The organism is Candidatus Nanopelagicales bacterium (assembly GCA_030700225.1).
Lineage (GTDB): Bacteria > Actinomycetota > Actinomycetes > S36-B12.
This window is the reverse complement of sequence record JAUYJT010000054.1, coordinates 1-13,805: the sequence shown is the minus strand read 5'-3', so window position 1 is coordinate 13,805 and position 13,805 is coordinate 1. Positions and strand designations below refer to the sequence as shown.

Annotated in this window: 12 protein-coding genes; 3 read left to right on the top strand and 9 right to left on the bottom strand. The window is 65.4% G+C overall.

Features of this window, described 5'->3' with window-relative positions; genetic code table 11:
- Positions 1-246: 246 nt before the first annotated feature.
- Genes Q8P38_08180 through Q8P38_08165 form a run of 4 tightly spaced genes read right to left on the bottom strand, consistent with a single transcriptional unit; the run spans position 247 to position 5,361 of the window.
- Positions 247-1,551 carry a replication-associated recombination protein A gene (locus Q8P38_08180; GenBank protein MDP4014573.1) on the bottom strand — a complete coding sequence of 435 codons (1,305 nt, stop codon included), beginning with the start codon at positions 1,549-1,551 and terminating at the stop codon, positions 247-249.
- An 8-nt stretch (positions 1,552-1,559) separates the two neighbouring features.
- The gene (aspS, locus tag Q8P38_08175) at positions 1,560-3,359 is read right to left on the bottom strand and encodes an aspartate--tRNA ligase (protein MDP4014572.1); all 1,800 of its coding nucleotides are present in this window, start codon (positions 3,357-3,359) and stop codon (positions 1,560-1,562) included.
- Entirely contained in the window at positions 3,359-4,666 is a 1,308-nt protein-coding gene (hisS, locus tag Q8P38_08170; GenBank protein MDP4014571.1) for a histidine--tRNA ligase, read from the bottom strand. The genes aspS and hisS overlap by 1 nt, the downstream gene beginning before the upstream one ends.
- On the bottom strand, positions 4,663-5,361 hold the full coding sequence (locus Q8P38_08165) for an MBL fold metallo-hydrolase (protein MDP4014570.1): 699 nt from the start codon (positions 5,359-5,361) through the stop codon (positions 4,663-4,665). Before Q8P38_08165 ends, hisS begins: the two co-directional genes overlap by 4 nt.
- A gap of 112 nt (positions 5,362-5,473) precedes the next feature.
- On the opposite strand from Q8P38_08165, the gene Q8P38_08160 reads away from it, so the two are divergent.
- Both Q8P38_08160 and Q8P38_08155 read left to right on the top strand, forming a co-directional pair.
- Complete coding sequence (locus Q8P38_08160) at positions 5,474-5,668, top strand: hypothetical protein (GenBank protein MDP4014569.1); 195 nt, start codon at positions 5,474-5,476, stop codon at positions 5,666-5,668.
- Positions 5,665-6,906 carry a DUF349 domain-containing protein gene (locus Q8P38_08155; GenBank protein MDP4014568.1) on the top strand — a complete coding sequence of 414 codons (1,242 nt, stop codon included), beginning with the start codon at positions 5,665-5,667 and terminating at the stop codon, positions 6,904-6,906. Before Q8P38_08160 ends, Q8P38_08155 begins: the two co-directional genes overlap by 4 nt.
- A 4-nt stretch (positions 6,907-6,910) precedes the next feature.
- Here the strand turns inward: Q8P38_08155 and Q8P38_08150 are convergent, their stop codons facing one another.
- Positions 6,911-9,187, bottom strand: coding sequence for a bifunctional (p)ppGpp synthetase/guanosine-3',5'-bis(diphosphate) 3'-pyrophosphohydrolase (locus Q8P38_08150; protein ID MDP4014567.1), 2,277 nt, complete (start codon positions 9,185-9,187; stop codon positions 6,911-6,913).
- Positions 9,188-9,540: 353 nt separating this feature from the next.
- Here Q8P38_08150 and Q8P38_08145 point away from each other — a divergent pair, with 353 nt between their 5' ends.
- Positions 9,541-10,965: a plasmid pRiA4b ORF-3 family protein gene (locus tag Q8P38_08145; protein MDP4014566.1), complete on the top strand. Its 1,425-nt coding sequence runs from the start codon at positions 9,541-9,543 to the stop codon at positions 10,963-10,965.
- Between the two features lie 8 nt (positions 10,966-10,973).
- On the opposite strand, the gene Q8P38_08140 is transcribed toward Q8P38_08145, so the two are convergent.
- Genes Q8P38_08140 through Q8P38_08125 form a run of 4 tightly spaced genes read right to left on the bottom strand, consistent with a single transcriptional unit; the run spans position 10,974 to position 13,553 of the window.
- Entirely contained in the window at positions 10,974-11,858 is an 885-nt protein-coding gene (locus Q8P38_08140; GenBank protein ID MDP4014565.1) for a nucleotidyl transferase AbiEii/AbiGii toxin family protein, read from the bottom strand.
- Positions 11,855-12,664: a type IV toxin-antitoxin system AbiEi family antitoxin gene (locus tag Q8P38_08135; protein ID MDP4014564.1), complete on the bottom strand. Its 810-nt coding sequence runs from the start codon at positions 12,662-12,664 to the stop codon at positions 11,855-11,857. Before Q8P38_08135 ends, Q8P38_08140 begins: the two co-directional genes overlap by 4 nt.
- Positions 12,665-12,687: 23 nt before the next feature.
- Positions 12,688-12,960 carry a hypothetical protein gene (locus Q8P38_08130; protein ID MDP4014563.1) on the bottom strand — a complete coding sequence of 91 codons (273 nt, stop codon included), beginning with the start codon at positions 12,958-12,960 and terminating at the stop codon, positions 12,688-12,690.
- The gene (locus Q8P38_08125; protein MDP4014562.1) at positions 12,960-13,553 is read right to left on the bottom strand and encodes a winged helix-turn-helix domain-containing protein; all 594 of its coding nucleotides are present in this window, start codon (positions 13,551-13,553) and stop codon (positions 12,960-12,962) included. Before Q8P38_08125 ends, Q8P38_08130 begins: the two co-directional genes overlap by 1 nt.
- Between the last annotated feature and the right edge of the window lie 252 nt (positions 13,554-13,805).

The window sequence follows — 13,805 nt, the reverse complement described above, 5'->3', positions numbered from 1 at the left end:
TCACCAACACAGCACGGTCCACAATCACGACCTCCTACATCGCAACCACTCGCCTTTCAGGACACACTCCTCTGATGATCATGGAGGTCGACGATCACCCAGGAAGGGAAGATCGCTGACGAGCTTGATCATCAGAGGATTTGCACCACCGGGGCCTCCGCAGAGGCGAGAGGCGGTGGTGGATTCAAGCTAGGCCTCACTCGCAGCCAATGGAGGCCGCGTAAGTACTACACCTAGTCGTGCGGGTCAGCGCCCGAGAAGCTGGCGGATCCGCTCGGCCTGTTCGGCGATACGCGCCTCAGCCCCGTGGGCGCCGGGCACGTAGTAGCGGGCCGACCCCATCTCATCTGGGCCGTACCGCTGGGCGGCGACACCGGCGGCCTCATCATGTGGGTAGGCGTATCCCTCCCCCGCGCCGATCGACCGCGCGCTGGCCGTGTGGGCGTCTCTCAAGTGCTCTGGGACTGGTCCGGTGCGACCGGCGCGCACGTCCTCCTGCGCGGAGTTGATCGCGCGCAGCACCGAATTCGACTTCGGTGCTAGCGACAGATAGATCACCACGTGCGCGAGCGTCAAACGAGCCTCGGGCAGGCCGACGGTCGACACGGCTGTGTGGGCGGTTGTGGCCAGCGTGATGGCCGCCGAGTCAGCCATGCCGACGTCCTCGCTCGCCAGGATCATCAGCCGCCTGGCGATGAACCGGGGGTCCTCGCCGGCCTCGATCATGATGGCCAAGTAGTGCAGGGCGGCGTCGACGTCGCTGCCTCGCACGCTCTTGATCAGGGCACTGGTCACGTCGTAGTGGCGGTCCCCAGCCCGGTCGTACCTGGGAGCGGTGTGTATGGCAGCGGCTTCGACGTGCGCGACTTCCACTCTCACCGCCGGATCGCCGCTGTCGGCTACGGCGGACGCCGCCTCAAGCAGCATCAGCGCTCTTCGGGCGTCGCCACCGGACAGTCTGACCACAAGATCGGTCGCGCCGCCATCCAGCGACGTGCTCGGCAGACCCCTGGGATGCGCCAGCGCCCGGTCGAGCACGACGCGCACATCATCGGGGCCCAGCGGATTCAGCGGAAGGACCAAGCTGCGGCTCAACAGCGCGGGGATCACCGAGAAGGACGGGTTCTCGGTAGTCGCGCCAACCAGAATCACCCAACCGTTCTCCACCGCTGGCAGGAGCGCGTCCTGCTGTGTGCGGCTGAACCTGTGGACCTCATCGATGAACAGCACGGTTTTCCGGCCGTACAGGTCCATCGAACCTCGCGCGGCTTCGATCACGCCGCGAACGTCCTTCACGGTCGCCGACACGGCTGACAGTTCCACGAACTCCGCGGACATACTCGTCGCCATCAGTCGGGCGATCGTGGTCTTCCCTGTTCCCGGAGGGCCCCACATGATGACGGACGCGCTTGGGCCGGAGTCCGTCATCAGCCGGGCGAGCGCCGATGAGCTCGACGTGAGGTGCGGTTGCCCGACAACGTCCCCCAGATGATCCGGCCGGACCCGGGCCGCGAGCGGCGCTCCGCGTCCAGCGGATCCGTTCGAGAACAGGTCGGGGCTCAGTTGCGTTTCCGATCGGGTAGAACCGCACGCCCGGGGCGATTAGCGGTCGCCGCGTCGGGGGCGTCGTCGGGGACAGCGTCAATGCCGGTCTCGGCGCGCTGCTCGGCTGTGATCGGACTCGGGGCACCAGTCAAGGGATCGGCTCCGGCTCCGGTCTTCGGGAACGCGATGACGTCACGCAAGTTCGTGGCTCCGGCCAGCAGCATCACGATCCGGTCCCACCCGAAGGCGATGCCTCCATGCGGCGGCGCTCCGTACTTGAAAGCCTCCAACAGGAAGCCGAACTTCTCGTGAGCGTCATGCTCATCGATGCCGAGCAGGGCGAACACTCGCTGCTGCAGGTCCCTGCGATGGATACGGATCGAGCCTCCCCCGATCTCGTTGCCGTTGCACACCAGGTCATACGCCAAAGCCAGCGCGTCTCCGGTGGCTTCCTCAAGCCTGTCGACCCACTCATCGGCGGGCGATGTGAAGGGATGATGCACGGATGTCCAGACCATGCCCCCTTGCCCGTCTGAGACCTGCTCGAACATCGGCGCGTCAATGACCCACACGAACGCCCACGCGTCCGCATCGATGAGCCCGAGTCGCCGACCTAGCTCGTCTCGCGCGGCACCGAGCAGCTGCCTGGCCTCCGCGGCGCGTCCGGCCGCGAAGAACACGCAATCATTGGGCAGTGCCCCCGTCGCCTCGGCGAGTCCGGCTCGCTCGGATTCGGAGAGGTTCTTGGCCACAGGACCGCCCAAGGACCCGTCCTCCGCGACGGTCACGTAAGCCAGACCACGGGCACCGTGTTGCTTGGCCCACTCCTGCCAGGCGTCGAACTGTCGGCGGGGCTGACTCGCGCCGCCAGGCATCACGATGGCTCCGACGTACTCGTTTTGGAAGACCCTGAACCCAGTGCCGGCGAAGTAGTCGGTCATGTCGACCAGCTCCAGGCCGAACCTCAAGTCTGGTTTGTCGGTGCCGAAGCGTGACATGGCCTCGGCGTATGGCATGCGCGGGATCGGCGGGATCTCGAATCCAGTGATCTGAGCCCACAGTGCCCTCGCGACGGACTCCCCGACCGCGATCACGTCCTCGGAGTCAACGAACGACATCTCAATGTCCAGCTGAGTGAACTCAGGCTGGCGGTCCGCGCGGAAGTCCTCATCGCGGTAGCAACGCGCTATCTGGTAGTAACGCTCGAAGCCGGCGACCATGAGCAGCTGCTTGAACAGTTGCGGCGACTGCGGCAGCGCGTACCAATGTCCGGCCTGGAGCCTGGCCGGAACGAGGAAGTCGCGGGCCCCCTCCGGCGTCGACCGAGTCAGGGTCGGAGTCTCAACCTCAACGAAACCCTGAGAGTGCAGAACGCCGCGGGCGATGCGATTGGCCTCACTTCGCAGCTTCAACGCGCCAGCCGGGCCCGGCCGACGCAGGTCCAGATACCGCCAGCGGAGTCTGGCCTCCTCCCCCACCTCGACATGCTCGTCGATCGGGAAGGGCAAGGGCTCGGCCTCGCTGAGTATGTCGACGGTTGTCGCAACTACCTCAATGGTTCCGGTGGGCAGATCCGGGTTTTCCTTGCCTTCGGGGCGCAGCGAAACCGGGCCCCGCACGCGCAGGCAGAACTCATTTCGCAGCCGGTGCGCGATCCGAGTGTCATGCACGACGACCTGAACCACTCCGGACGCATCCCTTAGATCCAGGAACGCCAAGCCGCCGTGATCGCGCCGACGCGCGACCCAGCCCGCGAGAGTGACTTCCTGACCCAGATGGGCCTGACTCAGGGTGCCTGATCCGTGGGTCCTCATCACTGGGCCCGCTCCTTGTCCATGACGGCCGCCGGTTCGACCAGTGCGGCTAACCTGTCGGTCAGATACTCAACAACCCCGGCCAGCGGGACTTGCGTCTGCTCCGCGGTCGCCAGCTCCTTGACTTGCGCGGTGCGGCCCGCGACCTCGGCGTCGCCCATTATCACCGCGAACCGGGCTCCGCCGCGAACCGCCGACTTCATGGCCCCCTTCAGGCCGCGCCTGCCGTAGGCGAAGTCGGTCCTGATCCCGCCCTCGCGCAGTCTCGCCGTCAGTTCCACGAGTGCGCGGCGCGCCTGCTCGCCCATCGGGACGCAGAACACGTCGACCCTCGCCGACTCCCCCAGGGAAACGCCCTCCTCGCGGCAAGCGAGCAAGGTCCGATCGGTTCCCACCCCATACCCGACCCCGGACAGCTCCGGACCGCCGAGCGAGGCCATCAGTCCGTCGTAGCGTCCTCCGCCACAAATCCCGGACTGGGCACCCAGGTCCGCGTGCTCAAACTCAAACGTCGTTCGCGTGTAGTAGTCCAGCCCACGCGCCATCATTGGCGCTTCCTGCCACTGGACACCCATGAGCCGAAGCAGCGCCCGGACCTCGTCGTAGTGCGCCGCGCACTCACCGCAAAGGTGATCGACCATCACGGGCACGCCGCCAAGCTGAGCCTTGACCGCTTGGCGCTTGTCGTCGAGCACTCGCAGCGGGTTCACTCTGGCCCGCTGCCGGGTTTCGTCGTCCAGGTCCAACCCCTCCAGGAAGGCCGCGAGGCGCACCCTGTAGGCGGGTCGGCACTCCCCGCAGCCCAGGGACGTCATCAGCAGCCGGTAGCGCCGCAAGCCCAAGAGGCGGAACCCATGGTCCGCCAGGGCAATCACTTCGGCGTCAACCGCTGGGTCGTCCAGGCCTATCGCTTCGATTCCGACCTGCTGGAGCTGGCGGTAGCGACCCTGCTGCGGTCGCTCGGCGCGGAAGAACGGGCCCGCGTACCACAGCTTCACGGGCAAGGGGCCGCGGAACAAGCTGTGCTCAATCACTGCCCGCGTGACACTGGCTGTGCCCTCAGGCCGTAACGCCATCGACCGCCCTCCACGGTCCTGGAACGTGTACATCTCCTTGCTGACTACGTCCGTGGATTCGCCCACGCCGCGGGTGAACAGTCCCTTGTCCTCGAACACGGGCATTTCCATGTACTCGTACCCGGCCAGCTCGGCAGGCCGTGCCAAGCATCCCCGCACGTACCTGAATTCGGCGGATCCGGGCGGATAGTAGTCGGGCACGCCCCTGGGGGCGGCGAACTTCTCGCTCACAGCGTCGGCCCAGCGGGTTCAGCGGTCATACCCGCCAGGAACGGATTCGTGGCGCGCTCCTGGCCAATGGTCGTCTGTGGCCCGTGACCTGGAAGCACAACCATCTCGTCCCTCTGCGACAGCACAACGCTGGCCAGCGATCGCAACATGGCCTGGTGATCGCCACCGGGCAGGTCAGTGCGGCCGATCGATCCGGCGAACAGGAAGTCGCCGGAGAACATCAGCGGCGGGATCGTGCCATCGCCGAAGTACCGGAACACCACTGAGCCGGGTGTGTGTCCTGGAACTTCGTCGACGGTCAGTTTGATCCCCGCCAGATCCAGCTCCAGCCCGTCGGAAAGTTCACGAACATCGTCAGGCTCCACGTGTGGAAGCGAGTCGGGGCTCAGGTTCGACATCATCATCTGCGTTTCGGGTGAGATGCCGGCTAACGGGTTGGTGAGTTGTTCCCGGTCGCTTGGATGGATGTAGGCCGGGATACCGTAACCGTCCGCCACAGGAGCCACTGACCACGTGTGGTCGAGGTGGCCGTGAGTCAGGAGTACGGCTGATGGGCGCAGGTGGTGTTTGCCGAGGATCTCCCCGATACCGGCCTCGCAGTCCATCCCGGGGTCGATCAGGATGCATTCGGAATCCTCGCCGTTGGCCAGGACGAAACAGTTCGCCCCCCACGGCCCGGCTGGAAATCCGGTCACGAGCACGGCGCGGCCCTCCTCGAATACGTCACAGCAGGGTATCCGGCCGCACGCTCCACACCCGCAACCGCTCACCTCTACACTCGTGTCATCCGCGAAGTCGAGGGGTGTCATGGCCAGCACGAAGCGCAGACAACGGCAGTTGGCTCGTGAAAGGTACGCCCGCCAGCAGACCCGGCGCGTCGCGTCAGCTCACAAGCGCAGGGTTCGCCAGATAGTCGCCGGACTGGTGTTGGTGTCCGTTGTCGTCCTTGTGGCGGGCGGACTTCTTGTCGGGCAGGCGATCTCATCTGGGAACGGCCCGTGACCGACCACTCTCAGTGGGGCAGGGTCGGCGAGGATGGCACGATCTTCCTCCGTATGCCCGACGGCGAAGAGCGCCGTGTCGGTCAGTGGGCCGCGGGAGACCCCGCCGTCGGCATCGCTCACTTCTCCAGGAAGTACAGCGATCTGGTAGTCGAAGTCGACCTGGCCGCTCGCCGTCTGAAGGGTGGCCTGGCATCGCCAGAGCAGGTTGAGGCGGTTTGCGGTCGACTCAAGGACGTGATCGCGGAACCCGCGTTCCTGGGGGACATCAAGGCACTGTCGGACAAGACCGACTCCCTCCTAGCGGCTGCCGCGCAGCGCAGAACCGAACTCACCGAGAAGCGCAAGCAAGCTCGCCAGGAGACGGCCCAGAAGAGGCAGGACATAGCCGCTGAAGCGGAGCGTCTCGCCAGTTCCACCCAGTGGAAGTCAACTCACATCAGATTCCGTGAGCTGCTGGACGAATGGAAGGCCCTTCCCCGGATTGACAAGGCCTCTGAGAAGGAAGCATGGAAGCGCTTCAGCAAGGCCCGCTCCGAGTTCGACAAGGGGCGGCGCGTTCATCTGGCCGAACTCGCTGAAGTTCGCGAGCGGGCGGGAGTGGTCAAAGACGGCATAGTCAGCCGCGCCGAAGCGCTGGCGTCATCAACCGACTGGGCCGAAACCAGCCGCACGTTCCGCAGTCTCATGGATGAGTGGAAGGCCGCGCCACGGGCCGACCGCGATGAGGACCAGCTCCTGTGGACGCGCTTCCGGGCCGCACAGGACACTTTCTTCAAGGCGCGCAACGCGGTCAACGCAAAGCAGAATGCCATCGAAGTGGAGAACCTCGCGGCCAAGCTCGCCCTAGTCGAACAAGCCGAGGCGTTAGTGCCGGTCAAGGACGAGAAGCGCGCCCGCGATGCCCTGCGGACGGTCCAGGACAAGTGGGAAGAGATCGGCCCGGTGCCCAGATCAGACAGGTCAGCTGTTGAGCGACGCCTGCGTGCCGTCGAGTCCAAGATCCGCGATGCCGAGAACGAAAGGTGGCGGCGAACCGATCCGGCCGCTCTCGCCCGTGCCCAGGCGACCGCGGACCAGTTCCGGTCGGCTATCGAACGGCTGGAAGTTCAGCTCGGCAAAGCGGTCGCGGCCGGGGACGAGCGCAAGGCCGTTGACTTGGGCGCGTCGCTTGACAACACCCGATCGCTTCTGGCGGCAGCGCAGTCCGCCGTCGCGGAGTACTCCGGGGGTTCGTGAGCTGTCAGACGCGGTGGGCGTCGAACACGCCGTCCACGCCGCGCACCGCCCGGATCAACGCGCCCAGGTGATGCGTCTCGGCCATCTCGAAGGAGAACATGCTCATCGCAAGTCGGTCCTTGTTCGTCGTCACGGACGCCTTGAGGATGTTCACGTGGTAGTCGCTCAGGGCGCGAGTCACGTCGGAGAGCAGCCCCTCACGGTCCAGAGCCTCTACCTGGATGTTGACCAGGAAGACGCTTGATTGTGTCGGAGCCCACGCCACATTGACGATCCGGTCGTCTTGCGCGATGAGGTTGGCCGCGTTGGCGCATTCGCGCCGGTGAACTGACACGCCGTGGCCCTGGGTTACGAAACCGAAGATCTCGTCGCCGGGAACGGGAGTGCAGCAGCGCGCCAGCCTGGACCATACGTCCGCGTCACCGTCGACGACGACGCCCGGATCGCCGGAAGTGCGTCGCCGCCGCACTTCCGTGATCGGCTCGTCCTCATGGGCCTCCTCAGGGCCAGCGGTCTGGGCGATCAAACGCTGCACGACGGATTCAGCGGACATGTGGCCTTCGCCGATGGCGGCGTAAAGGCTCGTCACGTCCGGCCGCCTCACGTCATCAGCGATCTGGGTCAGCAGTGTTGTCGTGAGTAGCTTCTGGAGCGGGATTCCCCTCTTCCGGACGCCGCTGGCGAGCAGAGCCTTGCCCTTGTCGACGGCCTCATCTCTGCGCTCCTTGGTGAACCACGCGCGAATCTTGCTGCGAGCCCTTGGGCTCTTGACGAACTTCAGCCAATCCTGGGTAGGTCCGCTGGTCTCCGACTTCGATGTCAGGATCACAACTACGTCCCCGTTGGACAGCTCCGAGTCCAGTGCGACGAGGCGGCCGTTGACCTGGGCTCCCATGCACCCGTGGCCGATCTCGGTGTGGACCGCGTAGGCGAAGTCCACGGGCGTCGCACCATTGGGCAAAGCGATGATGTCTCCCTGAGGAGTGAACGCGAATACCTCCCCGCTCTTCAGGTCGAAGCGCAGCGAGTCAAGGAACTCATCGGGGTCGGCTGTCTCGCGCTGCCATTCAAGAATCTGGCGGACCCAGCCCAAGTCGTCCGGGCCGGTCTTGCCTCCGACCGTGCCGTCCTTGTACCGCCAATGCGCTGCCACTCCGAATTCCGCCGCCCGGTGCATCGTGTTGGTCCGTATCTGCAACTCAACCGCTTTGCCGGACGGCCCGATCACTGTGGTGTGTAGCGACTGGTACATGTTGTATTTTGGCATCGCGATGTAGTCCCTGAACCTGCCTGGAACCGGGCTCCACTTGGCGTGGACGACCCCAAGTACCGCGTAGCAGTCGCGAACTGACTCGACGAGGATTCGGACCCCGACGAGGTCGTAGATGTCATTGAAGTCCCGGCCTCGCACGACCATCTTCTGATAGATGGAGTAGTAGTGCTTCGGGCGTCCTGTCACCTCGGCCTTGATCTTGGCCTCGCGCAGTGACGCGTCCAGCTCCTCGATGACCTTGTTCAGTTGCTCATCGCGCGCGGGTTCACGCTGGTCGACGAGGTGGACAATCTCTTCGAAGACCTTGGGCTGCAGGGTCGCGAAGGCCAGATCCTCCAGTTCCCACTTGACCTTGTTCACGCCCAGGCGGTGTGCCAGGGGAGCGTATATCTCCAGCGTCTCCCGCGCATTGGTCTGCTGCTTCTCCGTCGGGAGCCAGCGCACGGTGCGCATGTTGTGCAGGCGGTCAGCGAGCTTGATCACCAGCACGCGAATGTCGCGTGCCATCGCCACGACCATCTTCCGCACGGTCTCGGCCGCTGACGTCCGCCCGTACGACACTCTGTCCAGCTTCGTTACCCCGTCCACCAGGGATGCGATCTCCAGACCGAAGTCGTTGGACAGATCCAGCATCGAGTACTCGGTGTCCTCGACCGTGTCGTGCAAAAGCGCGGCGGCTATGGTCGGCGCCGTCATACCGAGTTCGGCCAGGATGTTCGCCACGGCCAGCGGATGGGTGATGTACGGCTCGCCCGACAAGCGTTGTTGATCCTTGTGGAGATCGCCCGCGGTCTCGTAGGCACGCTCGATGAGGCGCAGGTCCGTCTTGGGGTGAAACTGCTTGACCGTCCGGAACAGCGGCTCGAGCTCTGGGTAACTGGGTCGTCCTACCGCGATCCGAGCCAGCCTGCCGCGAAGCTTCGCCACCTGCTCCCCGGCGGCCTGCACCTGCCCAACGGGGTCAAAGACGGACGGAACCGACGAGGATTGGCCGTTGTCGTCAGCCACGTGGCCTCCCGTCGTCGCTGTCCTCCAGTCTAGGTCACGAACGGCGTCGGACAGGCCGCCAGCGGGCGCCCACGGTTAGCCTGAATCCACCGACCCGCCGCCAATCGCCTATGCGGAGGCCCCCCTGGTGCAAAGGTGAGTAGCCGGGGGGAGTTGCACCCCCCGGCTACTCACCTCTGCATCAGCTGGCCCGATAGCCGACATGGGCTGACGCCCGCAAACGCGTGACCACCCCGGGTCAACCTTCCTTGAGACAGGTTCCGTGTGGAGGACACATCTCGGAGTTTGCGGTGCCCCCCGCTTTGATGGGCCTGGCTGGCCGCCGCCGGTGACAGCTCGAATAGATTGGTGCCGTGACAGGAAGCGACGATGCCGAGGCCGAGTTCCTCCGCAAGTTCGAGGCGGCGATCTCGGGCATGGAGTTGTCTGACCTGCGCCAGCTCGCTGGCGACCTGACCGGCATCGGCAGGAAGGCTGCTCTCCAAAGAATGCGGCCAGAGCTTCGCCGCCCACCACTCGACGAGGTATCCACCTACCGGATCCGGGTCGACCTCGACCGTGCCGATCCGCCGATCTGGCGTCGACTTGATCTCCGCTCGGACCTGAAGTTGGACGCGGTCCATCAGGTGCTGCAGGTTGCCTTCGACTGGACCGACTCACACTTGCATCGCTTCTCCCTCGGCGGGCACGCGTTCGACCGAACCAGTCAGCTGTTCCTCTGCCCATATGACGCCGAGGAAGGTGAGGACGCCGAGGAAGACGGCACACCGGCCACCGACGTTCGGCTTGATGAGACGCTGCGAGAGCCGGGCGATGTCCTGGCCTACCTCTACGATTACGGAGACAACTGGGAGCTCACGCTTCGGCTGGAGGAGGTCCTTCCCGCGTCACCGGACTCACCCTCCGCGGTCGCGGTGGGAGGGCGGCGTACTGCACCGCCGGAGGATTCCGGTGGCGGCACCGATCTGGACAGCATCGCGATGGTCGTCGATGATCCCGCGCGCTTCGACCTCGACGAGCTGAACCAGGCCTTGCGGGGGCCGTACTTCATACTTCGCGAGCACGGAGTCGACCTGCGGCTCGTTGACTTGGTCAACTTCCTGGGCCACACGACCGTAGGCGAGGATTTCGTCCAGCGCATGCTCCTTCTGGTCACCGAGCCGACCCAGCCCGAGCGTGAGGAGATGATTGCTGCATTAGGCGCGCATCGCTGGTTCCTCAGCCGCGCCAAGGGCGGCGGCATTGAGCTGACGTCCGCCGGTTATCTCAAGCCCGCTGACGTCGAAGCCGCCGCCGAGATCGTGCCCGCGATGTGTGATTGGATCGGCAAGATCAACCGCGAGACTAACGCGGCGCCGCTTCTGGGCTTTCGCAGGTCGCTGCAGTCGATGGGGCTGCTGCGCAAACACAAGGGCACCCTTCAGTTGACCCGCGCCGGGGCTGCGGCCGAGCGTGACCCGCAGAAGTTGTGGTCGCATCTCGCGGCGCGCCTCGTCCCCAACAAGGGAGGCGAGTTCGAGTCCGTCGCCACTTTGCTCATGCTGGCCTACGCCGGCTCCTCGCCCGGCACCGTCCTCCCCCGAAAACTGGTGGCAGCCGCGCTCTCAGACCTGGGCTGGCGTCACCCGGACGGAAGTCCGCTAGAGGGCTACGAGCTCTACCGGCTCGCGGTGTTAGACACATTGATCAACGTCACGGACAAGAGAGTCAGCCTTGGCGGCCGCGGCTGGGTGAGCCCTGCTGCCGCCGCACTGGCGCGAGCAGCGCTGCGCCGCTGACGGGCCGTTCAAGAACCCCGGACGCTGGCGAGCGCAGATTCGACCTCGTAGCGGTCTCGCTCGTTGCACTCGACCCATCGACGTTCGGTGGCGTCAAGATCTGCGATGAATGCGTAGCGAGTGCGCACGGTCGCGATCCACTCGTCGATGCGCACTGGCTTGGTGAGGTAGCCGATGTCTTCAGGACGGAAGTCTTTGGAGGTCCTCGCAGCGAGCACATCGTCCGGGTCGATGGGCTTGGTGCCGCGCCCATCGACGACGATGTCACGGTAGACCTTGAGCACCCAGAGTCGGCGTACGAGCGGCTCGTCCATCGCCCCGGCACCGGCGTACCACTGCAGGTCGTAGAGATCGCGAGCGAGCGGAACTCTGCGGTAGCGGGCGAGCTTCTCGGCGGCCGCCTCCTCCACGCACACCACGGGGATGGGCGGCATGGCGAAGCCGTAGCGGTCGTGAATGGGCATGTGAATCGGTTCGAGCACGTCGGGGGCGAGACTGAGCTTATGCCGGGCCAGCTCGACCTTCGCGCCGAGCCGCGGACTGCCGAACGGAGTGTCAACCCGGAGGTCTCCACGTCGGCCGTCGTCACCCAGGTTCTCGATCGCGAACGAGAACCCGTCGATCTCGACGCCATCGAGTGCCTGAAGTACTGCGAGCCCCAGTTCCTCGCCGGGCGCGGCGAAGTCCAGGTCAGTGGAGAAGCGGCCAGCGTTGCCGGCCCGGAACTTCCTCAGAGCGGTGCCGCCCTTGAACACCAGTCCTTGCTGGAAGAGCCCGGCTTCGTGCAGCAGATGGAGGCCATGGTCCTGAGCGATGTCGAGCAATGCAGCGTCTCGCCCACCCCTCGCGCCCCGGTAGTGGCGGACGAGATGGCCCTCGGTGAGTCGGCTCATGAGCCGTTCCCGACACTCAAGTAGTTGTGGACGAGGGTGTCGCTCACCTTGGTCAACGGCTCGTAGCGACCACCGGGCTGGCGCGGCCCGAGCCATGCGGTCGCGGTCGGTGGGTAGGCGGCGACGATCCGCTCGGCGCCACCGAGGTTCTCCGACGCCCACAGGAGGTAGGCGGCTCGTTGACGGGCTGCTGCGGTCATCGGTTGCAGTAGTCGGATGATCTTCTCGATGTCGGCTTCGTAGACGGAGGCGGACATCCACTGCCCGAGGCCGGCGACATCCTTGTACGACGACGGGCGAACGGCGACCCCGACGATGAGACCCTCGCGGTCCCAGGTGCGTAGGCCGTTGATACTCGCGATTCCCTCCTCGGAGATGTGTATGCGGACATACCGCCACCGTCCGGTCAGTGCTTTCGGGAACGGTTCGCCTTCAGCCAGCGCGACGACCTCCTGCTCGGGGACGCGCTGGGCGAGGCCGAGCACCGAGGCGGCGGACTCCATCGCGAGCACCCCTGGCCACGTTGCGTTGACGGCTTGCTGGGCACGGAACTCGATGAACCGGTCTCCTGAGCCGTATCGGCCGCCCCGCGCACCGGGAAGGAACTCCCAGGCGTGTCGCGTCCGGAGATTGCCCAGCCAGCCGTCTCGCTGCAGCTCATAGGCGAGCCGCCGGGGGTCTCCGCTGAGACCAAGTTGGCGCATGACACCCGCCAGCCGGTTGATGGTCACGACCGTGTCGCCGTCGAGTTCGAGTTGCTCGACGACGTCTGCGACCGAGCGGGTGATCACGCGTGCCACTGTCATACACCACCTAGCGTTGGTCGATATTACCAAACAACGGGTGCTACTGACAGTTCGTCGGCTTCTGGGCCGAGGACGGAGTCGGAAATCCCGTCGGTCAGCGCTTGCCTGGCGGCGTCGTAGGCGAGCACCAACGCCGAGTCCGGGTCGCTGTTGATCGCTGACCTCGCCGTCTCCAAGGTCGTCGATGCCTTCCGCAGAAGGCGCTCGCCATTGGCTGCCTCGCCGGTGAGCTTCTGCAGGTCTCCGGTTGCGATGAGAGCTTCAACCTCGGCCTGGCCTCGCTGCCACCTGGCCATCAGGCACCCACCATCGCGGATTCGTCCAGCACCGCGATGTGCGCTGAAGCCTTGATCTGGTTGACCAGCGCATCGGCCGGGTCGTCCCACTGCCTAACAGAACGGACCAACGCGTTGACCTCGATGCCGAGGCGGGCCTGCGCGCGGTCCGCTGCCTCGTAGAGGTCGGCCCGATCGACCTTGCCCACGACCAGAACATCGATGTCGTGTGGCAGCTGCCCGGCCTCACCGGCGTACCGAGCGGCCCATGACCCGAAGATCATGACCTTGTTCACGCCCGGGATGGCGAACTCCTCGGCAATGACGGCTTTCGGCCCGAAAGTAACCTCCAGCAACTGTGTTAGTGGCTTGGCTGCGTGGTGGGCGGCATTGGCTCGCACCAGGCGGTTGCGGCCCATTGTCCGGCTGGCGATGAGGCCGGACTCGTCAAGGCGGACAACTTCGCGGTGCAGGGTCGACAGGGGCACGCCCAGGCGCGCGGCGAGTTCGGTCACGCCGTACTCGTCGTCTGGGTGAAGGAAGAGCCACATCAACAGCTCGGCCTGATGCTGCGACCGGAACACCGGAAGCAGAGCGGGACCAGCGCTACGCATAACTGAAATATACATCTCAGTTATGGAGAGGGTCATGGATGGCGTCATTACGCTTCCCTACCAGTATCTTCCCAGGCGAACGCCTGATCGAGGATCTCGCCCGTGAGCGGGTCCCGTGCTCGTTGCGGCGGATGTGGTGCTCGTGTTGAACCGAGTCGACGACGCGATCCTGGATGCGCCAGCTCGCGTTCCTTGGCCGGGTCTTGTGGCGCCGGTGAAGGTGCTAATCACGACCGCGAGGGCTGACGCGCC

Excerpts from the sequence above, each read along its gene's own strand:
- aspS (MDP4014572.1), bottom strand. The coding sequence starts at position 3,359 with ATGAGGACCCACGGATCAGGCACCCTGAGTCAGGCCCATCTGGGTCAG.
- Q8P38_08160 (MDP4014569.1), top strand. The coding sequence starts at position 5,474 with ATGGCCAGCACGAAGCGCAGACAACGGCAGTTGGCTCGTGAAAGGTAC.
- Q8P38_08140 (MDP4014565.1), bottom strand. The coding sequence starts at position 11,858 with ATGAGCCGACTCACCGAGGGCCATCTCGTCCGCCACTACCGGGGCGCG.
- Q8P38_08135 (MDP4014564.1), bottom strand. The coding sequence starts at position 12,664 with ATGACAGTGGCACGCGTGATCACCCGCTCGGTCGCAGACGTCGTCGAG.
- Q8P38_08130 (MDP4014563.1), bottom strand. The coding sequence starts at position 12,960 with ATGGCCAGGTGGCAGCGAGGCCAGGCCGAGGTTGAAGCTCTCATCGCA.
- Q8P38_08125 (MDP4014562.1), bottom strand. The coding sequence starts at position 13,553 with ATGCGTAGCGCTGGTCCCGCTCTGCTTCCGGTGTTCCGGTCGCAGCAT.